The organism is Rohdeia mirabilis (assembly GCA_007750655.1).
Lineage (GTDB): Bacteria > Planctomycetota > UBA1135 > UBA1135.
In genome coordinates this window covers 3,691,646-3,716,285 of the sequence record CP036290.1, presented here as the reverse complement: position 1 = coordinate 3,716,285, position 24,640 = coordinate 3,691,646, and the positions used below count along the sequence as shown (strand labels likewise).

Annotated in this window: 20 protein-coding genes; 7 read left to right on the top strand and 13 right to left on the bottom strand. The window is 72.1% G+C overall.

Translation table 11 applies throughout. The features are described 5' to 3' along the window. Positions 1-69: 69 nt before the first annotated feature. Both Pla163_RS13840 and Pla163_RS13835 read left to right on the top strand, forming a co-directional pair. Positions 70-738, top strand: coding sequence for an ABC transporter ATP-binding protein (locus tag Pla163_RS13840; RefSeq protein ID WP_419185946.1), 669 nt, complete (start codon positions 70-72; stop codon positions 736-738). A gap of 142 nt (positions 739-880) precedes the next feature. Further along, a complete protein-coding gene (locus Pla163_RS13835; protein ID WP_419185945.1) occupies positions 881-2,167 on the top strand; it encodes an ABC transporter permease in 1,287 nt (428 codons plus the stop codon). 33 nt (positions 2,168-2,200) lie between these two features. On the opposite strand, the gene Pla163_RS13830 is transcribed toward Pla163_RS13835, so the two are convergent. Both Pla163_RS13830 and Pla163_RS13825 read right to left on the bottom strand, forming a co-directional pair. Continuing rightward, positions 2,201-3,802, bottom strand: a complete 1,602-nt coding sequence (locus Pla163_RS13830; protein WP_419185944.1) for a YifB family Mg chelatase-like AAA ATPase — start codon at positions 3,800-3,802, stop codon at positions 2,201-2,203. A 159-nt stretch (positions 3,803-3,961) separates the two neighbouring features. Further along, complete coding sequence (locus Pla163_RS13825; RefSeq protein ID WP_145189543.1) at positions 3,962-4,801, bottom strand: SDR family oxidoreductase; 840 nt, start codon at positions 4,799-4,801, stop codon at positions 3,962-3,964. Positions 4,802-5,055: 254 nt separating this feature from the next. Between Pla163_RS13825 and Pla163_RS13820 the strand changes: the two genes are divergently transcribed. Beyond that, positions 5,056-6,618 (top strand): 3,4-dehydroadipyl-CoA semialdehyde dehydrogenase, encoded by a 1,563-nt coding sequence (locus tag Pla163_RS13820; RefSeq protein ID WP_145189540.1) that lies wholly within the window; start codon positions 5,056-5,058, stop codon positions 6,616-6,618. Positions 6,619-6,670: 52 nt separating this feature from the next. Here Pla163_RS13820 and Pla163_RS13815 read toward each other — a convergent pair whose 3' ends face one another. Together Pla163_RS13815 and Pla163_RS13810 are read right to left on the bottom strand one after the other, a co-directional pair. Continuing rightward, positions 6,671-7,990 carry a HEAT repeat domain-containing protein gene (locus Pla163_RS13815; protein ID WP_145189537.1) on the bottom strand — a complete coding sequence of 440 codons (1,320 nt, stop codon included), beginning with the start codon at positions 7,988-7,990 and terminating at the stop codon, positions 6,671-6,673. 176 nt (positions 7,991-8,166) lie between these two features. After that, positions 8,167-10,680: a ComEC/Rec2 family competence protein gene (locus tag Pla163_RS13810; protein ID WP_419185943.1), complete on the bottom strand. Its 2,514-nt coding sequence runs from the start codon at positions 10,678-10,680 to the stop codon at positions 8,167-8,169. A 236-nt stretch (positions 10,681-10,916) separates the two neighbouring features. Between Pla163_RS13810 and coaD the strand changes: the two genes are divergently transcribed. From coaD to ychF, 3 genes are all read left to right on the top strand, one after another. Then, complete coding sequence (coaD, locus tag Pla163_RS13805) at positions 10,917-11,402, top strand: pantetheine-phosphate adenylyltransferase (protein WP_145189530.1); 486 nt, start codon at positions 10,917-10,919, stop codon at positions 11,400-11,402. A gap of 141 nt (positions 11,403-11,543) precedes the next feature. Next, positions 11,544-11,930, top strand: coding sequence for a RidA family protein (locus Pla163_RS13800; protein WP_145189527.1), 387 nt, complete (start codon positions 11,544-11,546; stop codon positions 11,928-11,930). Between the two features lie 67 nt (positions 11,931-11,997). Beyond that, entirely contained in the window at positions 11,998-13,092 is a 1,095-nt protein-coding gene (ychF, locus tag Pla163_RS13795; RefSeq protein WP_145189524.1) for a redox-regulated ATPase YchF, read from the top strand. A 54-nt stretch (positions 13,093-13,146) separates the two neighbouring features. Here ychF and Pla163_RS13790 read toward each other — a convergent pair whose 3' ends face one another. The 3 genes from Pla163_RS13790 to Pla163_RS13780 form a co-directional block, all read right to left on the bottom strand. Further along, on the bottom strand, positions 13,147-14,976 hold the full coding sequence (locus Pla163_RS13790; protein WP_145189522.1) for a hypothetical protein: 1,830 nt from the start codon (positions 14,974-14,976) through the stop codon (positions 13,147-13,149). Beyond that, positions 14,966-15,589: a hypothetical protein gene (locus Pla163_RS13785; RefSeq protein ID WP_145189519.1), complete on the bottom strand. Its 624-nt coding sequence runs from the start codon at positions 15,587-15,589 to the stop codon at positions 14,966-14,968. The genes Pla163_RS13790 and Pla163_RS13785 overlap by 11 nt, the downstream gene beginning before the upstream one ends. Before the next feature lie 71 nt (positions 15,590-15,660). Continuing rightward, positions 15,661-16,104, bottom strand: a complete 444-nt coding sequence (locus Pla163_RS13780; protein WP_145189516.1) for a hypothetical protein — start codon at positions 16,102-16,104, stop codon at positions 15,661-15,663. A 223-nt stretch (positions 16,105-16,327) separates the two neighbouring features. On the opposite strand from Pla163_RS13780, the gene Pla163_RS13775 reads away from it, so the two are divergent. After that, the gene (locus Pla163_RS13775; RefSeq protein WP_145189513.1) at positions 16,328-18,826 is read left to right on the top strand and encodes a hypothetical protein; all 2,499 of its coding nucleotides are present in this window, start codon (positions 16,328-16,330) and stop codon (positions 18,824-18,826) included. 6 nt (positions 18,827-18,832) lie between these two features. On the opposite strand, the gene hisD is transcribed toward Pla163_RS13775, so the two are convergent. The 6 genes from hisD to Pla163_RS13745 are packed head-to-tail and all read right to left on the bottom strand — an operon-like array spanning position 18,833 to position 24,584. Next, positions 18,833-20,110: a histidinol dehydrogenase gene (gene hisD, locus Pla163_RS13770; protein ID WP_419185942.1), complete on the bottom strand. Its 1,278-nt coding sequence runs from the start codon at positions 20,108-20,110 to the stop codon at positions 18,833-18,835. Beyond that, positions 20,107-21,411, bottom strand: coding sequence for a phosphoribosyl-ATP diphosphatase (hisE, locus tag Pla163_RS13765; protein ID WP_419185941.1), 1,305 nt, complete (start codon positions 21,409-21,411; stop codon positions 20,107-20,109). Before hisE ends, hisD begins: the two co-directional genes overlap by 4 nt. Further along, a complete protein-coding gene (gene hisF / locus Pla163_RS13760) occupies positions 21,408-22,184 on the bottom strand; it encodes an imidazole glycerol phosphate synthase subunit HisF (RefSeq protein WP_145189504.1) in 777 nt (258 codons plus the stop codon). Before hisF ends, hisE begins: the two co-directional genes overlap by 4 nt. Then, positions 22,181-22,858, bottom strand: a complete 678-nt coding sequence (hisH, locus tag Pla163_RS13755) for an imidazole glycerol phosphate synthase subunit HisH (protein ID WP_145189501.1) — start codon at positions 22,856-22,858, stop codon at positions 22,181-22,183. The genes hisF and hisH overlap by 4 nt, the downstream gene beginning before the upstream one ends. Next, on the bottom strand, positions 22,855-23,493 hold the full coding sequence (gene hisB / locus Pla163_RS13750; RefSeq protein ID WP_145189498.1) for an imidazoleglycerol-phosphate dehydratase HisB: 639 nt from the start codon (positions 23,491-23,493) through the stop codon (positions 22,855-22,857). The genes hisH and hisB overlap by 4 nt, the downstream gene beginning before the upstream one ends. Next, a complete protein-coding gene (locus Pla163_RS13745; protein WP_145189495.1) occupies positions 23,490-24,584 on the bottom strand; it encodes a pyridoxal phosphate-dependent aminotransferase in 1,095 nt (364 codons plus the stop codon). The genes hisB and Pla163_RS13745 overlap by 4 nt, the downstream gene beginning before the upstream one ends. Between the last annotated feature and the right edge of the window lie 56 nt (positions 24,585-24,640).

Genomic DNA, 24,640 nt, shown 5'->3' with positions numbered 1-24,640 from the left:
GATTCGGCCGCCGCCGCCGCCGCGAGCGCGAGCACGGCTGCCGGTGCGGCGTCCGCGTCGCCCCGTTCCGTGGCCCGGCTCGACCGCGTGTCGAAGGTCTACGGCGACGGCGACCACATCGTGCGCGCGCTCGACGAGTTCTCGTTCTCGTTCGACCAGGGCGAGTACTGGGCGATCATGGGGAGTTCGGGGTCGGGCAAGTCGACCCTTCTGAACGTGCTCGGGTGCATCGACCGGCCCTCGAGCGGCGACTACTTCGTGCGCGAGACGCGCACCGCGGATCTCGACGACGACGACCTCAGCGAACTGCGTTCACGCGAACTCGGCTTCATCTTCCAGTCGTACAACCTCATCCAGCAGCTCGACGTGCTGGAGAACATCACGGTGCCGCTCCTGTACCAGGACCACCCGCCCGCGGACGGCGAGGAGCGCGCGCGCATGCTCGCCGACCGCGTCGGACTCGGCAATCGACTGACGCACCGGCCCAAGGAGCTCTCCGGTGGTCAGCAGCAACGGGTCGCGATCGCGCGTGCGCTCATCAACGACCCGGCGCTGATCCTGGCCGACGAGGCCACGGGCAACCTCGACAGCAAGACGGCGCTCGAGATCCTCGACCTGTTCGACGAGCTGCACGCCGAGGGCAAGACCATCATCCTCGTGACGCACGAGGCCGACGTCGGCGAGCGCGCCCAGCGCCTGTTGAAGCTCAAGGACGGTTACATCGAGTCCGTGGACTGACCGTCCGCCATCCGCGCGCGCGGCCCGGGACCCGACCTCCTCGCTCGACGAACGAGGAGCGGGCACCGCCGCCGGACCCACTGCACCGGCCTCCGCACCGCACGTTCCGCGCCACCCGCCCTCACGACCACTCCATCCATCCGTGCTCGCCCAGACCCTCTCCCGCGCCGTCAAGCTCGGCATCCGCAGCCTGATGCTGCACCGCCTGCGCAGCCTGCTCACCACCTTGGGCGTGCTGTTCGGGACGTCGAGCGTGATCGCGATGCTGGCGATCGGAGAAGGGGCGTCCGCCGAGGCCTACGAGCAGATCAAGCAGCTCGGCAGCCAGAACGTCATTCTGCGCAGCGTCAAGCCGGCCGAGTCGCCCGGTCAGTCGAGCGGGGGCGGGATGGGCGGCAGCAGCGTGGTGATCTACGGCATCACGCACGCCGACCAACGGCGCATCGAGGAGACCTTCCCGGCCATCGCCGACCTGGTTCCCGTTCGCGAGTTGAGCCAGGAAGTCCGCCACCGCGATCGCGTCGCAACGCCCCGAGTCCTCGCCACCGCGTCGAACTACGTCGAAGTCACTGGACGGTTGCTCCACGAGGGACGCTTCCTCGACGAGGAGGACGAACGCCTCGTCGCGAACGTCTGCGTGCTCGGCAGTGAGTTGGCGCGACACCTCTTCCCCAACGAGCGCGCCCTCGGCCGCGAGGTGCGCATCGGTTCCAACTACTTCACCGTCGTCGGGATCCTCACGCCGCGCACGCGCCTGTCCGACGATCCGGCGAGCGCTGGTCAGGAGACGACGGACGAGCTGCTGATCCCGCTCACCACAGGTCGCAAGCGCTTCGGCGAGCTGACGGTCCGCCAACGGTCCGGCAGTCGCGAGATGGAGCAGGTCGAGCTCCACGAACTGATCCTCGCCGTCGACGATCCCGTCAACGTGCCGCTCGTGGCGAGTGCGTCCAGGCGACTGCTCGCGATGCACCACAGCAAGGGCGACTACGAGGTCGTCGTGCCGCTCGAACTCCTGGCGCGCGCCGAGGAGACGAAGCGCATCTTCAACATCGTCCTCTCGTCGATCGCGGGCATCAGCCTCCTCGTCGGCGGCATCGGCATCATGAACGTGATGCTCGCGACCGTGACGGAGCGCACCCGCGAGATCGGCATCCGCCGCGCGCTGGGTGCCAAGCGGCGACACATCGTGCTGCAGTTCCTCGTCGAGTGCGTCGTGCTCTCGGTCGTCGGCGGCGCGATGGGTGTCGGCCTGGGGCTCGTGATCCCGATCGCGGTCGAGTACTGGGCGGACATGCGCACGATCGTCACGCCGCTGGCGCCGATCCTCGCGTTCACGATCTCGGCCGGCATCGGCATCGTGTTCGGCATCTATCCGGCGTGGCGCGCTGCGGCGATGGATCCGGTCGAAGCGTTGCGACACGAGTGACGGCGACGGCGCGGTCCGCGCGTCGGGCCGCTCTCACGGTTCCGGTCCCCGCAGGGCGATCGCGGCGGCCACGTCCTCGCGCTCGATCCGCTCCCGTCCGGCCAGGTCCGCCAGACTGCGTGCGACGCGCCGGGTGGCGTGGATCGCGCGCGCCGACAGGGCGTCGCTGCGCGCCGCTCGCTCGAGCAGGTCGACCGACTCGGAGTCGAGAGGTGCCCACCGATCGAGTTCGTCCGGCGTCAGGCGCGCGTTCGAGCGCGGACCCTGGCGCGCGAGCATCCGTCCGCGCGCCGCGTCCACCCGCGCGACCCGCTGCGCTTCGACCTCGCGTTCGGAGGAGGTCGGCGCGCGGGCGGCCGCCACGTCGCGCGCCGCCGCGGGGCGCACCGCCACGCGCAGGTCGATGCGGTCCAGCACGGGCCCCGAGAGCCGCTCGCGGTAGCGCCGCACCGAACCGACCGAGTCTCGACAGCGTCGCGTGGGGTGGTCGAGATAGCCACAGGGGCACGGATTGGTCGCAGCCACCAGTTGGAAGCGCGCCGGCAGTTCGCAGGCGTGGCCCGCTCGCGCCACGTGCATCCAGCCGGTCTCGAGCGGCTCGCGCAGGGCTTCGAGCGCCTCGCGACCGAACTCCGCCAGCTCGTCGAGGAACAGCACGCCCAGGTGCGCGCGGGTGATCTCGCCCGCGGTCGGAGGATTGCCGCCGCCGACGAGTCCCACGTGGCTCGTCGTGTGGTGGGGGGCGCGGAACGGGCGTCGCTCCGCCAGACCACCGGGCCACTCGCCGAGCGCCGACACCACGCGCGTGAGCTCGACCCGTTCGTCGTTGCGCAGCGGCGGCATGAGCTCTGCGAGGGCCCGCGCGAGCATCGACTTGCCGGCGCCCGGCGGACCGCTGAACAGAAGGCCATGTCCGCCCGCGGCCGCCACCTCGAGCGCCGACTTCGGAGCGTCCTGACCGCGGATCGCAGCGAGCGACGCGACCGCGCGCTCGTGCCGTTCGGGCGAGCGCGCGGTCGTCTCGTCCGCCGCCCGATCGCCGCCGTCGTCCTCGGATCGAGTGCCCCTCGTGCTGCGCTCGATCTGGTTCTCGCCCTCGCTCGCGAGCAACGCGTCGAGCACGCCGATCAGGTCCACGGCGGCCAGCGCGCGGGTGCCCGGTAGGTGGCGCGCCTCGGCCGCGGTGCGCGGCGGTGCCACCAGACCGACCAGGCCGAGACGCGTGGCGGTGTCGGCCGCCGCCAGTCCGCCCGGCACGTCGACCAGCCGCCCGTCGATCCCCAGCTCGCCGAGGAACAGGTGACGGGACACCCAGGCCGGGTCGAGGTGCCCACAGGCGGTGGCAGCGGCCATCGCGAGCGCGAGGTCGAGCTGCTCGCCGCGCTTGCGCATCCCCGCGGGCTGCAGGTTGAGCACGAGCCGGCCCGGCGGGAGCCCGATCCCCGCCGACTCGAGGGCGCACAGCACGCGCCCTCGACTCTCGCGCAGCACAGGATCGGGCAGGCCGGACAGCACGACCTCGGTCCGCGCGCGGTCGGCGGTCTCGCTGCTCGCGGCTCGAAAGCGCGCTTCGACGACGATGGCTTCGGCGCGTGCACCGACGAGGCAGATTCCGTGGATTCGTGCGATCGACACACCCGATGGACCGCACCGCCCGTCCTTCGGTTGCGGGTCGCACTCGACAAATCCGTGGCACGCGCTCGAACGTCCGAGAGGTGCGTTGCACGCCCGCGCGTCGCGTGCTCGCTCAGCACGCCACACACGCCATCGCTCGGACGCGGCAGGAGCCGTCCGTCACTTGCGCCGTTCGAGCCGCACGCCTTCCGGCCAGAAACCCTTGCCGAGCCACGCGCCGCCGTCCATCACCATGCACTCGCCGGTGACGTAGTCGCAGGCGGGGCTCAACAGGAAGAGCGCCTGTCCCGCGACCTCCTCCGCGCGCGCGAAGCGACCCAAGGGGATGTTCGCGAGGATGTGTTGGCGCACCGCGTCGTCGGGCCACAGGTTGCGCTCGGCGCCGTCGCTCTCGAACGGTCCCGGAGCGATGGCGTTGACGCGCACGCCGTGCTTGGCCCATTCGACCGCCAGCGTGCGCGTCACGGCCAACATCCCGGCCTTGGCGGCGGCGGAGTGCACGACGCCCGGCATCCCCGTCCAGGCGTAGGTCGCGAGCACGTTGAGGATCTGCCCGCCGTCGCCCTCGATCATGCGCCTGCCGAACTCGCGCGCGCAGTAGAACGCGCCGTCGAGCGCGATGCCGATGACCGCGCGCCAGGCCTTGTCCGACAGGCGCTCCGACGGGCACACGAAGTTGCCGGCGGCGTTGTTGACGAGGATGTGGACGGGGCCGTGGCGCTCGACGATGCCGTCGGCCCAGGCGCGCACGGTCGCGGACTCGCGCACGTCGATCGTCGCGCTCTCCGCCTTCCAGCCGCGCTCTCGCGCTTCGTCGAGGAAGGCCGCGTGGTGCTCGGTCGAGCGCGAGGCGATCGACACCGTCGCGCCCAGTGACGCGAGTCCGCGCGCGATCTGGAGGCCGAGCCCGGTGCCGCCGCCGGTGACGGCGACGACGCGGCCGTCGAAGGTTCCGGGAGCGAGGTAGGCGGCGAAGTCGGGGAGCGCGGAGTCGGACATGGTGGGTGGCGGTGAGCGGGTGGGCGAAGTCGAGTGGGGCGGTCGCCGGTGGGATCGGTCGAGGAGCGCGAGCGCGCGCCGAGGCCCGGCGACCACGGGCGTCCGTGCTCGGCGCGCTGCGGACCGCGCGAGCGCCGCGGGCGCCGGCACGGCGGACGAACGTCCCAGAGCCTGTGGGGTCGGCCGTCGCCGCCAGGTACCGTAGCGCGCGGCGCACGGGCCCGAACCCGCACACTTCGCGCCCCAGACACACCATGCAGATCCTCGAGAGCTACCTCCAAGGCCAGTGGCGGCCCGGCACCGACACCGGCGCCCGCGACCTCGTGAACCCCTTCACCGGCGAGACCCTGGCACGCTGCAGCGCGTCCGGACTCGACCTGGCCGGCGCCTGCGCGTACGCGCGGACCGTCGGTGGACCGGCCCTGCGCGCGCTGACCTTCGTCGAGCGCGCCGGGCTGTTGAAGGCGCTCGCGGGTGCGATCCACGAGCAGCGCGAGGAGCTGATCACGCTCTCCGCCGCCAACGGTGGTTCGACGCGCGGCGACGCGAAGTTCGACCTGGACGGCGCGACCGGGACCCTGGCCGCCTACGCCTCGTTCGGCAAGCGCCTGGGCGATCGTCGCTTCCTGGTCGACGGCGACGGCGAACAGCTCGGCCGCACGCCGCGCTTCTGGGTCCAGCACGTGCGCGTGCCGCTGACCGGTGTCGCCGTGCACATCAACGCCTTCAACTTCCCCGGCTGGGGCATGGCCGAGAAGATGGCCTGCGCGCTCCTGGCCGGCGTGCCGGTGATCGAGAAGCCGGGCGAACAGACGGCCCAGATCGCCCACGCCATCGCGCGCATCGTCGCGGACAGCGGGATCCTGCCCGACGGCGCGTTCCAGTTCGTGTGCGGCGGCGTCGAGGACCTGCTCGACCACCTGGGTCCCCAGGACTGCGTGGCGTTCACGGGCTCGGCGGCGACCGGACGCGTGGTGCGCGGTCACGCGGGCCTCGTCGAGCGCGGCGTGCGCGTCAACGTCGAGGCGGACTCGGTCAACGCGGCCGTGCTCGCGCCGGACGTGGACGACGACAGCGCGACCTACGAGGAGTTCCTCTCGAACGTCGTGATGGACATGACCCAGAAGGCGGGTCAGAAGTGCACGGCGGTGCGTCGCATCCTGGTTCCCGCCGAGCGCGTGGACGACGTGGTCGAGCACCTCGGCGAGCAGCTCGGACGTCAGAAGGTGGGCGACCCGAGCGTCGACGGCACGCGCGTCGGCACGCTGACCGACGCGCGTCAGCTCGCCCACGTGCGCGACGGGCTCGCGGCCCTGCGCGCCGTCGCCGACGTGCGCATCGGTGGCGACGTGCCGAGCACGGACTACCCGGCCCAGGTCGCGCCGACCCTGCTGGTGGCGAAGGATTCCGACGCCGACGCGATCCACGACCACGAGGTCTTCGGACCGGTCGCGACGATCCTGCCCTACGACGGCGACGTGCGGACGGCCACGGCGCTGGTCAATCGCGGTGGGGGGGGCCTCGTCGTGTCGGTCTATTCGAACGACGCCGCCTGGACCGAGACGGCCGTGCTCGAGCTCGCGCCCTTCCACGGGCGGGTCTGGATCGGCTCCGACCGCGTGAAGGGACAGGCCCTGCCGCCGGGCATGGTGCTGCCGAACGTGGTGCACGGCGGACCGGGACGCGCGGGAGCCGGCGAAGAGTTGGGCGGCGTGCGCGGCCTCGACTTCTACACCCAGCGCACCGCGGTGCAGGGCTTCCAGGGCTTCGTCGCCAAGCGCTTCGGCGCCGCCGACGTGGGTTCCGAGCAGGAATGAGATGCGCTGCGCGGGCCGGGTGAGCCGTCCCGTCCGCCGCGCGCCTCACGCCTCACGCCGAGCGCGAGTCGGCGCCGGCTTCGGCGCCGTCGTCCGCTCCAGTTCCGGCCGCCGGTTCGTCCGGGCGGTAGTTCGCGGCCCACTCCTCCCAGTCGCTGCGGCGCTCGCCCAGGTCGCGGCCTAGCAGTCGACCGGCGGACGCAGCGAGGCGGCGCGTGACGACCGTGCGTTCGATCACGACGCCGAGGACCCGCACGTCGAGGACCGAGCCCTCGACGAGCACGCCGATCTGCGGATCCGCGATCGAGGCGGCCGTCGCGACCTCCACGTCGAAGTCCTGCACGTACGCGAACTGGCGTCCGACGAAGATGTGCGCGCGCGGACCGGAGCCTGCGGCCGAGCCCGACGCCGGCGCGGTGATCGCGCTCGCGATCGCGGGCAGCGCCTGGACGTAGCCCATGTGCCCGAGCGCCGTGGCCGCGTTCGAGCGGACCTGTCCGTTGCTCGAGGCGAGCGCGCGTTCGACGGGCAGGATCAGCGCCGGTTCGTCGGCGCGTCCGAGCGCCACGGCACTGGCCACGCGCACGTCCTCGTCCGAGTCGACGATGGCGCGGACGAGCAGCACCTTCGTGCGCGTGGCCGGAGCGAAGCGCCCGACCAGGTCCGCCGCCACCCGTCGTCCCAGCGGTCCCGCGCGTCGCAGGTCCTCGTCGAGCACGGGCTCGAGCGCCTCCCAACCCGCCAGTTCGACCAGGCGTGCTCCGGCGATGCGCGCGGTGCTCGGACCCAGTCGTGAAACGGTCCGCAGCGCCGATTCGATCGCTCGCGTGCGCGCGCGCTCGTCCTGCGCGGTGAGCTCCTCGGGTTCGGGCAGGTCGAAGCCGAACGCCAAGCGGTCCGACACCCGGTCGACGAAGCGCTCGACCATGCGATCGCCCGGTCGTTCGGCGAGCGCGGCGTCGAGTTCGCGCACCAGCTCCGGCAGGAGTCCGCTCGTCTCGCACCAGCGCGCGAGCTCGAGGCGCCGGTGGACCGCGTACGTCGTGTCGCCCAGTTCGGCGCGCCGTTCGGCATAGCGCTCGAGCAACACCTTCTCGTCGGCGAACGAGACCACCGAGTCCATCGGCAGCGCGGTCCACTCGCGGTCGCGCGCGAACTCCCAACGTCCTGCGGCGTCGCGACGCGCGCGCCCGCGCAGCGTGCCGCCCTGGGCCAGGTACAGGACGCGCACCGCGGCACGCAGCGTGTGGTCCACGGCAGCGTCCTGCGTCGTGACGCCGGTCGAGGCCGCGCGCAGCGCACACGCCGCGAGCGGCGCCTGCGGCAGGTGCGGAGCGTGCGCGGCGGCGATCAGGAGCAGGTGGGTCAGCATGGAACGGTCTGGTGCGAGAGGTGCGGTCTGGGCGGTCGGGGCGCGGCGGACGCCAGCAGTGTGGCGCGCCTTCTGTCGACGCAGGTGCGTAGGTCGAGCGCGGAAGAGGGTCACCCGCACCCGCCGACGCGCGCCCGAGCGTGCACCCGTCACGGCGCCCGAGCCGCGGGGGCCGGTCAGCCGCCCGTGCTCGCATGCGCGCGCGACGCTTCACCGGGGCCCAACTCGAGCCCCAGTGGACCGTCGAGCCACGTGGCGCGCCACACGAGTGTCCGCCGCTCGAGCTCGTGCTCGAGGTCGTGGGGCCGCTCGGCCGAGACCCAGATCTCGTCCGCCCGCGCGTCCTCGAGCCAGCGCTCGATGCCCGTTCCGAACCCGCCGTGGTGGGGGAGCAGCGCCAGGTCGACCCGCGTCGGGACCAGGCCCCGCTCGAGCAGGGCCTCGAGCCCCGGTCCTGTGCCGTCGCCGAACAACAGGACCCGGCGACCTCGCCACTCGAGGACCAGGTCGCACGAGCCGTCGTTCCCGCCCCCCGGCGCCCCGCGCAAGAGCGTCCAGCGCGCGCCCCCCGGGTCGTCGCTGCCCCACAGCGCACCGCCCAACGCGCCCGGCGGATCGACGACCGTGCGGCGCGGGGCCGGAGTCGCGAGATCGCGCGGCCACGCTCCGGCGACGGCGCTCCACGACAGGCGCGTCGCCAACCAACGCAGGGACGAACGATGGTCGGCGTCCGTGTGGCTGAGGACCAGCAGTCCGGCGCCGGCGTCCAGTCGCATCAACAAGGGACGCAGCGCCTCGCGCTCGAGTCCGAAGCGCGTCGTCGAGCCCGCGTCGAACACGACCAGCGGAAGGCCCGGAGCCCGTGCGACCACGCACGTCCCGTGGCCCACGTCGAGCGCCCAGACCTCGAGCGCGTTCGCCGGCGCGTTCCACGGCACGAGCGTCGCTGCCCACCCGACGAACGTCGCGCGCCACAGCCGTCGGACCGCGGGGCGCCGCGTCCCGTGCAGCCCACGCGCGAGGCAGACGAGCGCCGCCACGCACAGGAACGCGATCCACCACGTCGGACGTTCGGGCAACAGGGTCGCCGTGCCCGGCAGTCGATCGAACCACTCGAGCACCGAGAGCATCGCCGACTCGACGATCGCCTGCGGCCGCGCCAGAACGGTCCCCGGCGCGAGGGCTCCGAGCCACAGACTCGGCAACCACAACAGGAGCAGCGGAGCGACGACCGGCGTCGCGACCAACCCGATCGGCGAGAACTCCCCGAACAGCGCCCACATCGCCGGCAGCGTCCCGAGGTTCGCGACGAGCGAAGTGCCCAGCGCCCATGCGACCGCGCGCTCGCAGCGCAGACGCACCACCGCCGCGACCAATCGGTGGCGCGGACCGATCCACGCGAACGAGTCGACGCCCGCCGTCAGTCCACGGCCGAACAACAGCCGTGCGACGAGGTCCGACGCGGGTCGCGCGGCGGCGGCCAGCGCCATCGAAGCGCCGAAGCTCAGCGCCACCGTCGCATCGCGCCACGCGTCGGGGCGCTGGACCAGTTCGAGCGTCAACGCGAGGCCGAGCAACGACAGGGCGTCGCAGCGCCGCGGCGCACCTTTGGGCCAGTCGTGGGCCACGAGCACCAGCACGGCGACGACGCTCGCACGCACGACCGGTGGGCTCGCTCCCGCCAGGTGCGCGAAGACCACGACGGCACCCGCCGCGGCCACTGCGCCGGCGCGCCGCGGCCAGGGACGCCGCAGTCGGGTGCGGCACGCGAGTCGCTCGATCAGTCGCCGCAGCGGCAGTGCGAAGAGGAGCGCGAAGAGACCCACGTGCAGTCCCGACAGGGCGAGCAGATGCCGCGTACCGGTGCGCGTGAACAGGTCGCCGACGTCGTAGCGCAGGTGCGAACGATCGCCGACGAGCAGGGCCGGGGCCAGACCACTCGGTGGACGGTCCGGTGCGGTCGGCAAAGCCAGCGCCCGCGCACCCATCGCGCGCCTGAGCTCTTCGAGCCAACCGCCGTCGTCCCGTCCGTCGTCCCGTGCGTCGCGAGTCCGTGGGCCGTCCTCGGCAGCCGCGTCGAACAGCATCCCGTCCAAGAGGCCCGCGCCGAGCCCACCCGTGCCGTCGCGCGCGAGCACCACCACCTGATCCAGAGCGAGGGACACACGCGGCGGCGCGGGGCCCGAGCGCGCGCCGAAGAGCGGGCCGCGGGCCGCCGCTCGCCGTTCGAACGGGGGCAAGAGCGCGACGCGCGCGCCGGCCTTCGGCGCCGGCTCGGGACAGGTCAGGTCGGCGAACACCACCGAGCCGTCGTCGAGTTTGAGCCGCCCGCGTCCGGCGCCGGTCTCGCGCCAGGTTCCGACGACCGCCGCGGAGCCGTCCAACGGCCGGGGCGGCCGCCGGTCGGCGCGCACCGTGGCGTGGGCCAGGAGGGCGACGGCCGCGAGCACGGCGACCGTCGTCGCGGTTCGCCGGCGCGCGCCACCGGTTCCGCGCTCGCGCAGCAGCGGTCGCTTCGCCACCGCGAGGCGTAGCGCGAGGAGCACAGCGAGCGCGACCCAGATGCCTGCCCGCACCTCCCAGCCGACGCTCGTTCCGCCCGCGACCGCGTCCGCCGCCAACTCGACGTTCGCAGGCGCGCTCGCCGCACCGAGGGCCACCGCGCCCGCCACCCACGGCCAGGGGCGCACGGCGGGGGAGCGCCTTGGCGGCGCGCCGTCCAGCTCGATCGCCGGCGGGGGATCGGGCTCGCCACCGGCCCCCGACGCCACCTCACGGGACTCCGTGTAGGTGTCCGCGAAGGTGCCCGCGAACGCTGCTCCATCCGCACCCGAAGGGTGCCATCGCTCCTCGTGTCGACCCATCCGTCCTCCACGGACCGGTCGGCGCTCCGATCGGTTGCGGGCGACGTTAGGATCTTCGGCCCATGGCTCGCCTGGACCCCCGCCGCGCCCTCTTCCCGGGCACCTTCGACCCCGTCACGCTCGGACATCTCGACGTCCTGCGGCGCGCGCGCCAGCGTTTCGACGAGGTGCTCGTGGCCGTGGCCGTCCACCCCACGAAGAAGGCGCTGTTCACGCCGGACGAGCGCATCGAACTGCTGCGCCTGTGCACGGACGGCGCGCCGATCGTGTCGGTCGCGGGGCTGGTGGTCGACGCCTGTCGCGAACACGACTGCGGCACGATCGTGCGCGGGGTGCGGCGCGGCGGCGAGTTCGACTACGAGGTCGGCCTCGCGCTGGGCAACCGGCACCTCGAGCCGCAGATCGACACCGTGCTCTTCGTACCGGATCCCGGGCTCGCCCACGTGACGAGTTCGCTCGTGCGCGAGATCGCGGGGCTCGGTGGCGACGTGCACGGCATGGCGCCCGACGCCGTCATCGCCGCCCTGGCGCGGAAGTTCGCCAGCTGAGCCGACCTTCGCCCGCACGTCGCTCACAGCGACCACGTAAGGTGCCGCCGCGAGTCGCTCCCGCGCACGCTGTGTGGCTCCACCCGCCCGCAACCCGATCGGTGCCGTTCGTCGAGCGGCACCCGAACCGAAAGGCATCCCATGACCCGCACCCGCGTCCACACCGACGAAGCTCCGGCCGCCATCGGCCCCTACAGCCAAGCCATCCGCTGCGGCGACCAACTCTTCTGCTCGGGCCAGGTGGCGCTCGACGCGCGCACCGGTGAGTTCCACGCCGGCACCGCGGCCGAGGAGGCCGAGCGCTGCCTCGCAAACCTCGGCGCGGTCCTCGCGGCCGGTGGATCGTCCTTCGCCCAGGTGCTGCGCTGCACCGTCTTCCTGGTCGACATGGCGGACTTCGCCGCGGTCAACGAGGTCTACGCGCGCTACTTCACGAGCGACACGCCGCCCTCGCGCGCCTGCGTCGCCGTGGCTCAACTCCCCAAGGGCGCGCGCGTCGAGATCGACTGCATCGCCACCTGCTCCTGAGCCGGAGCGCGCCGGGGCACGTCGCTCCCCGCGCCTCTCGGCCCATCACGTCCAAGAACGTCTCCCCATGAGTCTCGCCGCAGGAATCGTCGGTCTGCCCAACGTCGGCAAGTCCACGATCTTCAACGCCATCACCGCCGCGGGCGCCGAGAGCGCCAACTACCCGTTCTGCACGATCGATCCCAACGTGGGGGTCGTGGACGTGCCGGACGCGCGCCTCCAGGTGCTGCACCACTTCGTCAAGACCCAGCGCGTGATCCCGGCCGCCGTCAAGGTCGTCGACATCGCCGGACTGGTGAAGGGAGCGAGCCAGGGCGAAGGGCTCGGCAACAAGTTCCTGGGCAACGTCAAGGAGACCGACGCCATCCTGCACGTGGTGCGCTGCTTCGACGATCCGGACATCATCCACGTGCACGGGAAGGTCGACCCGCGCGCCGACATCGAGGTGATCGAGCTCGAGTTGGCGCTGGCCGACATCGAGACCTTGAACCGCGCGCACGAGCGCGTGTCGAAGAAGGCGCGCTCCGGCGACAAGGATTCGATCGCCGAGCGCGACACCTACGCCAAGGCGATCGAGCTGCTCGAGGCGGGGACGATGCTGCGGCTCGTCGAGTGGACCGAGCGCGAACGCGAGGCTCTGCGCCCGCTGTTCCTGATCACCATCAAGCCGGTGCTGTACGTCGCGAACGTCGCCGCCGACGACATCGGGAAGGAGACCGAGCTGGTGGCCGCCGTCCGCGCGCACGCCGAGGCCACCGGTGCCGGCGTCGTCGCGCTGTCGGGCGACATCGAGGGCGAGATCGCGGGGCTCGAGCCCGAGGAGCGCGCCGAGTTCATGGCCGACCTCGGTATCGAGGAGTCGGGGCTCGAGCGCCTGGCGCACGGGACCTACGACCTGCTCGGCCTGCAGACCTACTTCACGGCCGGCGAGAAGGAGATTCGCGCCTGGACGGTGAAGCGCGGCACCAAGGCGCCCGCCGCGGCCGGTGTGATCCACACCGACTTCGAGCGGCTGTTCATCCGCGCCGAGGTCTACAGCGTGGACGACATGCAGAAGTACGAGAGCGAAGCCGCCATCAAGGCCGCCGGCAAGCTGCGCGTCGAAGGTCGCGACTACACGATGCGCGAAGGCGACGTCTGCCACTTCCTGATCGGGAAGTAGCCTGCGCTCGGTCGGCGATCGTCGATCGGTGGGGCGCGGCCACCGGCCCGCCGCTCAGTACGACGCGATGACCGAGACCTCGACGCCCACGGGCGTAAAAGGCGGCAGGTTGGCCTCGTCGGCGATCAGATCCGGATCGAAACCGAAGTCGCGCCTGGGCGGGTTGTAGAAGTGCCCGCCACCCCGGAACCAGGCCGGGAAGTGGCTCGAGGTCATCGGGATCACGGTCGAGCCGCGGATGCGGCAGGGAACCCCGCTCCAGTTCTCGTGGAAGCGCAGAACGTTGTGGTAGCCACCGTTGCCCTCCGAGCTGCCGCCCCCAGTCGCGTCCGTCTCGCCAGAGAAGACCGACATGTTGTAGGACGTCGTGGTCGCACGCGGCAGGGTTCCCGTGGTCTTGCTGTTGTTCCACGCGTTCGACAGGAGATTGACCTGGTCGGCCATCACCGCCGCGGGCTTCTTGTCGACGACGTTGTAGTCGCCGTGCACCTGGATCGGGGCATCGCTCGCGACGGACAGTGGGCCGATCAACTCGGAGCCGTTGGTCAGCCTGAAGTGCTTGAGACTGCTCTCGGTACCAATGCCAGGCGCTCCGAGGTAGATCAGACCGTTCGGAGGGTGGAGCCCCGTGGTGGCGAGCACGGCCATGTCGATCGAGAGCGTCGGCTGGACCTGCCCGCCGCCGTTGTTGGCGTAGCCGTTGAAGGTCGTCGTCACCGTCACCGCCGGCGCCAGGGTCGCCGTCACGTCGTTGCCGTCCCCATCGAAGGCCGACCACGAGGAACCGTCGAAGTCGACGACCAGTTCGGCGTTCGCGTGCAGGTTGCCCTTCGTATGCGTGCCCACGACGCCGGCGGGAGCCTCGACGAAGTCGCCCTCCTCGTCGTCCCAGACGTGATTGCCGCCGGGCGATGGCACGAAGCGTTGGATCTCGGCCGAGCCGTTGTGGACGATCGGCTTCGCGCCCAGAGTCGCGTCGAGCACGGTCTGGCCGGAGCCGGCGACGCCGCTGTCGGGCCCCCACAGTTCGAGGGCGCGCTCCGCCCAGGGGCCCACGTCGCCGACATCTTCGTAGTCGCCGTCGCCGTTGGCGTCGTGCCCCGCGAAGGTCGAGTCGAAGCCACCAGTATCGGTTGCGATGCCGGCAGCGTCGAAGTCCGACTTGCGCTCGGCGCCGACGAAAGTCACCGGCGCGGCGGGATCGTACGGGTTCGGCACCCACTTACGGAAGCGGACCTGGTTGCTCGACGCCGTGATGCACCAGTTGAACAGGTCGCCGGCGGCGCGCACCGAGTTCGTGTCGAACACGAGTCCGCTCGCCGAGCGGTTGTGCAGGTCGCCGTTGGTGTGGACCGGTCCTGCGAGGATCATCTGGGGGCCGGGGTGGATCCGCAGATCGCCTTCGTAGAAGACGGCGTACTGGAAGAGCGGGATCTGGTTCGCGCGCACCACGCGACGTTGGACCTGGCTGACGCCGTCGATGACCACGCGCGCTTCGATGCCGTGGACCGTGTACCAACGCCGATAGCCCTCCGGCGCCTGTTCGAGCGTCGGTCCCGCGAGCGTCGTGATCGAGTAGTCGAGCGCGTGTCCCGCGAGATCGAGCGTGCCCTCCGTCGGCGGCGTGGTGCGCCCGAAGTACGCCGTCTCGATCGCGGCCTGACCGGCGTCGAGTGCCGCGCGTCCGAGGAACTGGGCGTCGACGCGGCGCGTCTCGAGCTGGGCCAGGTCGTTGGCCGTGTGCATCGCCGTGTGCAGCATCGCCGCGCCGGCCGCGCTCATCACGGCCACCAGGACGGCCACGAGGATCAGGACGGCGCCGCGCCGCTTCGTGGCGGGTGCAGGTCGAAAGCCCAGTCCGCGACCGCTTCGATCAGTCTTCATCGGGCGTCCCGTTGGGGAGGGTCACGAGGCGGGTGGAAGTCAGCTCTTGGCGCGCATCACCGACGCCCGAGTCCTCGAGCTCGAGCGTGATGCGCAGGGTGTCGATCGGGAACGCGAAACCCGTGGACGCGGCGTCCTCGACGAGGAAGCGACGTACGCCGCGCGCCAGCACCCGGTCGTTCGCTCCGTCCTCGCGCCGCACCAGCTCGTTGCTGCCGTCGGGCGAGGGCAGAAGGACGTAGCTGACTTCGGTCGGGTCCCAGGCCACGTTCTGCATCGACGGGGTGAGGTCCGGCCAGCCGTCGTCGTTCGCGTCCTGCGGCAGGAGGAACACGACCTCGCGCGCGGTGTTCGCGGCACCGGCCGCGACGTTCGCCGCGGCGTGTCGGTGGAGCTCGGGCGCGTCGTCGAGCGCGGCTCCGTCGACGAAGAAGGGGAAGTCGACGCCACCGGCGGTCGCGAATCCGGAGCGCTCGAGCTCGAACGTCAGCGTGCTCATCGCGCGGTCCGCACGGCGCACCAGATCGGCCATGCGTCCTCCGCGATCGCTCTCGCGTTGGCCGCCGTCGAGCGAGGTGAGGCACGCACCGATCAGGAGCGGGAACAACGACATCGCGATCATCGACTCGAGCAGCGTCGCACCCAGCCGCGAGCGACGCGCAGAACGTTCCGGACCGCGCAACCTCATCGCTTCACCACCGAGCACAGTTCGAGCGTCTTGGCGTCGCCGCGGCTCGAGTCCCAGTCCACGCGCACGACCACCGGCAACAGGTTCGGCGCCGCGTCGCCGGCGGCGTAGCCCGGGTACTCCACGGTCGTGCGCTGGTCCGGCAGGCACCGGACGAGGTTGGCGCTGACGTCGACGACGCCCGCGGCCCACTCGGAGTCGGCGGCGAGAAGCTCGGCCGGCGAGCGCTCGAGGATCGTCGACATCACGCTGCGCAGGTGCGCCGTCGCGGTGAGGCGCTCCTCGGTGTGGCGGCGCAACTCGTGTGCGCGGGCCGACTGCAGCGCCGCGGCCGAGATCCCAACGACGAGGACGACGGCGGCGAACATCAGCTCGACGAGACTGGTTCCCCGGCGCGCGGCAGCGGGCCGGCGCGGGGCGCGGTGGTGGAGGGGACGCACGGAGGAGGGATCGGGTCGGAGCAGGGCCGCGGTGGAGGCGAATCGCGAACGATCCTCCACAGCCCGGTCGCGAGCACCGTCGCGCGGCCACAAGTCGTTGCTCCGGTCGGGCTTGTGGGGGATCGGGGCGGCGAACCCTGCGCTCGACGGTGGGCGTTCCCGTCCGGTGGCTGGGTCGACCTCCGACCCGAGCGCCCCGCAGGTATCCACCCCCCGAACTCCCATGGAACACAGATCCTTCCCTCGTTCGTCCGCGCTGTTGCGCGCGTCCCTCGTCACCGGACTCACGTCCTTGATCGTCGCCTGTAGCGGCGGCGGGGGGGGCGGAAGCGGATTGGCACCCGGTGCCGGCTTCCAGCTCGCCGGAGTTTGGAACTTCGAGAGGGAGTGGCTCGCCTGTAACGGGGCGTACCGCTTCGAGACCAACCCGCTCGAGATCGCCGACACCGGCAACGGCGTCGACCACCTGGTCCGTTTCGGCGGCTTCGAGTTCGACGCCGTTCTCGCCGACGACACCCTCACGCTGAGCGGCTCGTCGACCGTCGGGAGCGAGACCCTCACGATCGTCGACGCCGCCTTGACCATCGAGCCCGACGGTCAGACCGTCTCGGGCACGTTCGAGATCGACTCCGTCACCGTGGACTTCTTCACGGTGCAGTGCTTCCAGACCCACGAGGTCCGCGCTTTCCGCCCCGATGCGACGGACCAGTCGGAGCTCCTGGGCGAGTGGGAGTGGACGATGGCGGTGGCGGATCGCGAGGGCGCCTGGGAAGGCGATCCGGTGGGAGCGACCACGCGGGTACCGGTCACCATCACGCCCCAGCGCGAAGGGCGCCTCACCGCGGACCTCACGACTCCGGACGGCAACCGTCTGCAACTCGACCTGCAGGAGGAGAGCGACTCGATCGTGCTGCTGCCCTCCACGCAACTCGACGAGTTCTTCCCGCCCGTCGAGTTCGAGGTCGTGGTCGACGCGTTCCGGCTCGACCGCGCAGCCCGCTTCGCCGTCGGGTCGCTCGGCCTGATGGAGTCGCCCACCGACGGATCCGCGGGATCGACCACCACCTACGCGGTCGACATGCGCCGCGCGCCCGTCGGGACGGCGTACATGCCGTACGTGAGCGACGTTCTCGGTGCTGCCGACCTGCGCCTGGTCGATCCGATCCTCGTCAGTAGCGTGGATCTCGGCATCGACGTCGAGAACGTGGGTTCGGCCTCCACTCTCCAGGACCCGTCGAAGGTGCTCGGGACGAACACGGCACTGCAGTACCGCGGCACGTTCGACCCTGTCGCCGAGGAGGTCACGAACCTGCGGGCGCACACGCTCTACTTCCGCGACACCGGCGGCATCTGGGCGCTCGACCTCGCCAAGCGCGTGGACGAGAACGGCGTCGAGCGAGCCTCGGTCCCCGAGTTCGTGATCGAGACCGAACTCGCCGAGGACGCGGACCTGCGCTGCTACCCGGTCATCCGCGGACCGCGCGGCGTGCTCACCTACCGCACGCCCCAGGGGTTGATGATGACCGAGCTCGAGTGGGACGGCACCCAGCGGACGACGGCTCTGCCGGCCGACGTCGGGACGATCCACTTCGAGACCTTCGATCGCGAGAACGGCGTGTTCGAAGGCCTGATCGTGCAGCGGCACGAGCAGCAGGTCGGCTTCGACAACCACGCGATCGCAGGTCAGGTCCCCTTCTGGCCCCTCGGCGAGCTGCTGCGTGTGCGGGCGGACGGCACCATGCAGTCGCTCGGCCAGGCGATCCAACCCGAGGTCTTCCGGGGCACCGACGGACGCGTGTGGTTCGGGCCGGGCGAGCGGACCTCCGATACGCACTCGGCACCGATCTACCAGTTCGATCCGACGACGAAGGAGGTCTACGTGGTGGACTCCTCGTACGCCGGCTTCTCGCGCAAGTTCATCGGCGTCTGGAGGAACAACCTCTGGGTCGCGTGGCGCACCGACACGCTCGGGGACAACGGCAGCGTTCGCCTCCGCATGCACTGGCCCGGCTTCGGCGTCAGTCAGCCCTTCAGCAACCTGATGGCCCAGTTCGACGACGTCCGGACCGAGGCTGGTCTGAACTCGGTCCGGGCCGTTCTCGGCCGAAGCCGTGGTGTGGTGTCCTACGTCAGGAACGCGTCGCCCCAGATCGCGCTCTACCGGAGCTTCGACGTGAACGCGCTGGTGGGGGCCAACGACATCGTGCCGCTGACGATCAGCGAGCAGGTCCTGTCGATCTTCGACAAGAGCGGATCGGCGCGCTACGCCGGCGTCTTCGGTGAGTTCCTCCTCCAGAGTCACAACTTCTTCGGGAAGTCCTTCGCGATCGACCTCGACACGGGCCTCGAGTACCAGATGAGCTCGACGGACTGGCGTCTCGATCGCGGAGCGGTCTCGGACGTCCACCGGTTCGACGGCACCGCCCAGGAGTTCCGGTCGATGCTCCTGTCGAGCCGGGACGAGCTGTGGGCCCTTCCCGACACGGGCGCCTTCCTCCCGGACTTCTTCGATCCGTACGACGGGGTGATCAGGCTCGACGTGGGAGCCGGCGACTACGAGGCCGGTTGGTCGTGGGCGAACTCCGGTCCGCACCTCCTCGTGGGCCGCGGCGGCGGCTCGCTCGGACCGGCGTTCCTCGAGCTGATGCACGACCGCCAGGCCGACTCGGCCACCGTGGTCGACGTGGGCGCGGCCGGTGCGATCGTGATGCCCGTGAAGTAGAAGGACTCAGGGGCGCGAGCCCGCACGCAGGTGCGCGGCGCGCGCGTGCCCCGCGAGGCCTTCGAGGTCCGCGAGGCGCGCCGCGTCGCGCGCCAGTTCCGTCAGCGACGCGTTCGAGCGCCCCGCCATCCAGGTGCGCGCCACCAGGAACGTCTGGACGCCCAAAGGTCCGCTGAAGCGCGCCGTGCCGCCGGTCGGCAGGGTGTGGTTCGGACCGGCCCCGTAGTCGCCGAGGACCTCCGCACCGTTCTCGCCCAGGAACAGCGCACCGTAGCGGTCCACCGTGGCCGCGAAGTCGGAGGCCCCCTCGCAAACCACTTCGAGGTGTTCGGGCGCGAGGGCCTGGACGAGCCGCGCCGCGTCGGCGCGGCTCGCACAGCGCGCGCTGAAGCCGTTCGCGAGCGCCGTCCGCGCCACGTCCCGAGTGGGCAACGTGTCGAGCTGGAGTGCGAGTTCGCGCTCGACCGCGTCCGCCACGCGCGCGTCGAGGGCCAGGAGGATCGGCCGCGCGCGTGGGTCGTGCTCGGCCTGGGCCAGGAGGTCGGCGGCGATGCAGTCGGGATCGCTGGTGGCGTCGGCGACGACCACGAGTTCGCTCGGACCGGCGAGCATGTCGATCGCCACGTCGCCCGCGACCAGGCGTTTGGCCGCCGTCACGAAGCGGTTGCCCGGACCGACCACCACGTCGACGCGCGGCACGGATCCGGTGCCGTAGGCGAGCGCGGCCACGGCCTGGGCGCCGCCTGCGCGCAGCACGGCGTCCGCGCCGGCAACGGCAGCGGCGGCGAGCGTCACGTCGTTCGGTCGCGGACTGGCGACGAGCACCTGGCGCACGCCGGCCACGCGCGCCGGGATCGCCGTCATCAGCACGGACGAGGGCAGGGGGTAGCGTCCGCCCGGCGCGTAACAGCCCGCGCGTTCGAGCGCGACCCAGCGCTGGCCACAGCGACCCCATTCGGTCTCGAGCTCGAAGTCCCGCAACGCGTCCCGCTGCGCGCGAGCGAAGCGTTCGATGCGCGCGGCGGTGCGCTCGAGCAGGGCGCGCACGTCCGGTGGCACGCGTGCGAGCGCCGCTTCGAGCTCACAGCGTTCGATCGAGAGGTCCTGCTCCGGTTCGAGGTCGCCGAACTCGAGTCCAGCGGAGCGGAGCGCCGCGTCGCCGCCGCTGCGCACGTTCGCGACGATGCGCCGGGCACTCGATTCGGCCTCGAGGTCGCGCTCCGACGACGCGGCGGCGCGGGCGAGCGCTTCGTCCAGCTCGATCCGTTCGAGGAGCGCGCTCACGACCGCACCTCGCGCGCCACGGCAGTGGACTTGGCGGATCCGGGCCGGCGCGTCGCCCGTCGCGAACGTCGGTCGAGGACGGCCTCGACGTCCGCGAGCGACACGCCGCACGCGGCACACTTGGCGAGCGCGAAGAAGACGAGATCCGCGGTCTCCTCGGCCACGCGCTCCGGTGCCGATTCGGCCGCCAGTTCACAGGCCTCCTCGACGAGCTTCGCACCGAGCAGATCCGAGTCGTCGAACAGGCGCGCGGTGTACGAACCACGAGGAGCCGCGAGGCGGCGGTCCTGCAAAGTGCGCTCGAGCGCCGCCAGCCCACGCGCCGCGCCGAAACACGCCACCTGCTCCAGGTGACAGAAGCGACCGGACGCGCCCGGGACCGGACGCACGATCGCACGCAGCGCGTCGCGATCGCAGTCCACGTCGAAGCGCAGCAGTTCGAACCCGTCGCCCGAGCTCGCACCCTTCTCCCACAGGCCGCGCCGCCGCGAACGGAACCAGGCGCGACCGGTCCGAAGGCTCCGTTCGATCGACTCGGTGTCCGAGTACACGAGTCCCAACGCGCGGCCCGACGGATCGCAGACCACCGTGGGCACGAGCCCGTCGGGGCGGTCGCTCGCGAGCGGGGCCGCGAACCCGGCACCCAGCGGCAGGCGCCCGGTGTAGAGCGCCATGCCCACCTGCGCGTCGCAGCCGGCCGCGTCGAGCGCCGCCACCTCGCCCGCCGTGGTCACGCCGCCCGCGATCGTCAGTTCGCGGCCGTCGCAGCGCTCGCGCAGGCTCGCGGCCCGTTCGAGGTCGCAGCCACCCAGACGGCCCTCGCGCTCGACGAACGTCACCAAGAATCCGCGCACGAACGGCGCCAGCTCGGCGATGCCGTCCTCGATCGAACGGCCCGAGCCGCGTGTCCAGCCGTGCGTCACCACTTCGCCGTCCCTGGCGTCGAGCGCCGCGAACACGCGCGAACGGCACAGCTCGGGACCGAGTTCGCGGAACAGCTCTGGCGTCGCCGCCGACCCCAGCACGACCGACTCCGCTCCCGCGTCGAGTGCGGCGCGCACCGCCTCCGCGCTGCGCAGTCCGCCCCCGACGCGCACGGTGTGGCGGCGGCACAGTTCCTCCCACACGGCGCGGTTGTCGCCGCGGCCGAGCGCAGCGTCGAGGTCCACGACCGCGATCGTGCCGCAGCGCGCGAAGCGTTCGGCGATGGGGAAGGGATCGCCGGCGTCCAGTTCGAGGCGTTCGCCGCCCACGAGTTGCACGGCGTTGCCAGCTTGCAGGTCGATGGAGGGGACGATCACGGGCGCACCTTCCGGCCGGCTGCGGCCAGTTCGAGTTTGGCGGCGGCGATCGACACTTCGCCGCGGTGGAACATGCCGGCGGCCAAGAGGCCGGTCGCGCCGCAGCGCGCCGCGCGCACCAGATCGCGCGCACTCCGTGCACCTCCGCTGGCCACGATTGGAACACACGTCACGGCGCGTGCCGCTCGCAGGAGTTCGAGGTCGAAGCCCGCTCCCGTCCCGTCGCGCTCGACGGCGGTCAACAGGATCTCGCCCGCGCCGCGCCGCGTGGCCTCCGCGATCCAGTCGAGGGCGCAGCGCTGGGTCGCGGTCGAACCCGAGCGCACCGTGACGCGCCACGCGCCGTCCGCGACGCGCTCGGCGTCCACGGCCACGACCGCCGCCTGGCTGCCGAAGGCGCGGGAGATCTCGGTCACGAGCTCGGGGCGCAGGACGGCGGCCGAGTTCACGCTGACCTTGTCCGCGCCCGCGGCGAGCAGCCTCTTCGCGTCCGCGAGCGTGCGCACGCCGCCGCCGACGGTCAGCGGGATCGACAGGACCGCACGCACGCTCTCGACCGTGGCCGCACAGGCTCCGCGTTCGTCCAGCGTCGCCGACACGTCGAGCAGGCACAGCTCGTCCGCGCCCTCGCTCTGGTAGCGCGCCGCCAGTTCGGCCGGGTCGCCCGCGTCGGCGAGGTCGCGGAAACGCACGCCCTTCACCACGCGTCCGCCGCGCACGTCGAGGCACGGGATCACGCGCACACAGGCGCCCAGACTCGGCGCGGCGCTCATCGCCCACCTCCGACCGCCAGTGCGGCGGGCGCAGAAGGCACGCTCGAGAGCACCGTCGAACGCACCGCGACGAAGCGACGCAACAGCTCCGCGCCGTACTCGCCTGACAACTCGGGGTGGAACTGGCAGGCCACGAGGGCGCCGCGTTCGAGCCCCGCGACGAAGCGTCCGCCGTAGTCGCTCGTGGCGACGCCGAAGCCGGTCGGCCGCTCCGTGAAGCCGTAGCCGTTCGCGAACGCGGCCCAGCCACTTCCGAGCAGGCGACAGCGCGTGTCCGCGTCGACGCGGTTCCAGCCCTGCTGCGGCCGGGGCAGGCGCCCCGAGTCGGCGGCGAGCGGACGCGCGACCAGGTCGACGATGCCGAGCCCACGTGCGCGCGGCGACTCGAGGCTGGCCGTGCCGAGCAGTTGCAGACCGAGGCAGACGGCGAGCAGCGGACGGTCCGCGAGCACGCGTTCGCGCAGGGCCTGGTCGAGCCCGTCGCGCTCGAGACGCTCCATCGCGGCCGCGAACGCGCCCACGCCGGGCAGGACCACGCGTTCGGCGCGTGCGACGCGTTCGGGGTCGTTCGAAGCGCTCACGCGGCGCACGCCGGCGCGCGCGAGGGCGCCCATGATCGACGCCGTGTTGGCGACGCCGGTGTCGATCAGGATCAGTTCGTCGGGACGTTTCATGAGAGGACCCCTTTGGTGCTGGGGACGTTCGAGGTGGATTCAAAGGTGGCGCTGTCGCCCGAACGCGTGCGGCGCGCGGTGGCACGGCGCAGCGCGACGGCCAGGGACTTGAAGGCGGCTTCGGCGCGGTGGTGGTCGTTCGCACCGGAGAGCAGTTCGACGTGCAGCGTCAGGCGCGCGGCCATGGCGAAGCTCTGCAACACGTGCGTGACGTTCTCGCAGGCCAGCGCGCCGAGCATCGGACGCACGAGGCCCAGTTCGACGCGCGCGAACGGCCGCCCGGACAGGTCCACGGCGCAGCGCGCGAGCGCCTCGTCGAGCGGCACGAGCGCGTCGCCGAACCGCTCGGTGCCCGCGCGATCACCGAGCGCTTCGAACAGCGCCTGACCGAGCACGAGCGCGCAGTCCTCGGCCGTGTGGTGGTCGTCGATCTCGAGGTCGCCGCGACAGGTGAGCTCGAGGTCCCAGCCGGCGTGGAAGGCGATCGACGTGAAGAGGTGGTCGAGCATGCCGATGCCCGTGGCCACGTCGATGCGACCGGAGCCGTCCACACGGAGCGCGACGCGCACGTCGGTCTCGCGCGTGGTGCGCTGCACGCTGGCGCGACGGACGGAGGGTGTGGCGGACGCGCTCATCGACTGCCTCCCGTGGCGTTCACTGCGTCCAGGGCGGCTTCGCGCTCGCGGCACAGGTCGTCGATCGCGAGCACCAGTCGCGCCAGTTCGGCGTCCGACGCGGGGCAGGTCACGCGCACGGCGTCGGCCAACTCGGCGCGGCCCTCGAAGCGCCGCACGAACACCCGTCGCGCCGCCAGACCCGTCGCCAGGTCGGCCGCTCCGGCTCCGCGCGCGAGCACGAAGTTGGCCTCGGACGGCAGCGGCTCGAGCCCGGCGCGCAGCAGCAGCCGCTCGACGCGCTCGCGCATCGGTGCGGTACGACGCGCATTCTCGAGCGGGAGGTCCGCGAAGTCCTCGAGCGCGCGCCGGGCGATCGCGAGCGACGGCGTCGCCACCGGATAGACGGGCCGCGCGGCGCGAACGGTGGACGCGAGCTCGCTCGGGACCACCAGGCACCCGACGCGCAGTCCCGCCAGTCCCCAGGCCTTCGAGAGGCTGAACAGGACGCACGCGCCCGCCTCGCACAGAGCGATCGGCGCCAGGTCCTCGCGCGCGAACTCGTGGTACGCGAGGTCGATCAGGGTCGGCCGGCCGGCGGTCAGCGTGCACAGCTCGCGCAGCGTGCGACCGTCGAGCGCGAGCCCGGTCGGGTTCGCGGGCGAGACGAGCACGAGTCGATCCTGCGGGCGTTGCAGCAGGGCGGCGGCGTCGGCGAGCGGATAGCGCCGCGCGAAGCCGTCCAGTTCGACCAGCTCCATGCCCGCGCGCGCCGCGGCAAGCACGATCGGTTCGAACGTGGGCGTGGCCACCACGCAGCGCGCGCCGGGTTCGCCGAAGCACGCGAAGAACAGGTCGATCGCGCCGTCGCCGCCCGTGGTGAGGACCACGCGCTCCGCGTCCACGTCCAGGTGTTCGGCCCAGGCGCGTTCGACGGCACCGATCTGGGCCGCCACGTCGGGATAGCGCCGCAGGTCGTCCACGTCGAGCGCGGTGAGGGCCTCGAGCACCGCGCGCGGCGGAGCGCAGCCTTCGTTGCGATCGAGGCGGAGTTGGGTCCTGCTGTTCCGGTTCATGTCGGGTCTCACGTCGATCTTCGGGGCGTTCTGCACGGTCGTCGGAGGACGCGTGCGGGTGTCGGACGCGACGTCCAGGGCCCCTGCGGTCG

Coding starts and splice junctions, on each gene's coding strand:
- Pla163_RS13825 (WP_145189543.1), bottom strand. CDS start 4,801: ATGTCCGACTCCGCGCTCCCCGACTTCGCCGCCTACCTCGCTCCCGGA.
- Pla163_RS13820 (WP_145189540.1), top strand. CDS start 5,056: ATGCAGATCCTCGAGAGCTACCTCCAAGGCCAGTGGCGGCCCGGCACC.
- Pla163_RS13815 (WP_145189537.1), bottom strand. CDS start 7,990: ATGCTGACCCACCTGCTCCTGATCGCCGCCGCGCACGCTCCGCACCTG.
- coaD (WP_145189530.1), top strand. CDS start 10,917: ATGGCTCGCCTGGACCCCCGCCGCGCCCTCTTCCCGGGCACCTTCGAC.
- Pla163_RS13800 (WP_145189527.1), top strand. CDS start 11,544: ATGACCCGCACCCGCGTCCACACCGACGAAGCTCCGGCCGCCATCGGC.
- ychF (WP_145189524.1), top strand. CDS start 11,998: ATGAGTCTCGCCGCAGGAATCGTCGGTCTGCCCAACGTCGGCAAGTCC.
- Pla163_RS13790 (WP_145189522.1), bottom strand. CDS start 14,976: ATGAAGACTGATCGAAGCGGTCGCGGACTGGGCTTTCGACCTGCACCC.
- Pla163_RS13785 (WP_145189519.1), bottom strand. CDS start 15,589: ATGTCGTTGTTCCCGCTCCTGATCGGTGCGTGCCTCACCTCGCTCGAC.
- Pla163_RS13775 (WP_145189513.1), top strand. CDS start 16,328: ATGGAACACAGATCCTTCCCTCGTTCGTCCGCGCTGTTGCGCGCGTCC.
- hisF (WP_145189504.1), bottom strand. CDS start 22,184: ATGAGCGCCGCGCCGAGTCTGGGCGCCTGTGTGCGCGTGATCCCGTGC.
- hisH (WP_145189501.1), bottom strand. CDS start 22,858: ATGAAACGTCCCGACGAACTGATCCTGATCGACACCGGCGTCGCCAAC.
- hisB (WP_145189498.1), bottom strand. CDS start 23,493: ATGAGCGCGTCCGCCACACCCTCCGTCCGTCGCGCCAGCGTGCAGCGC.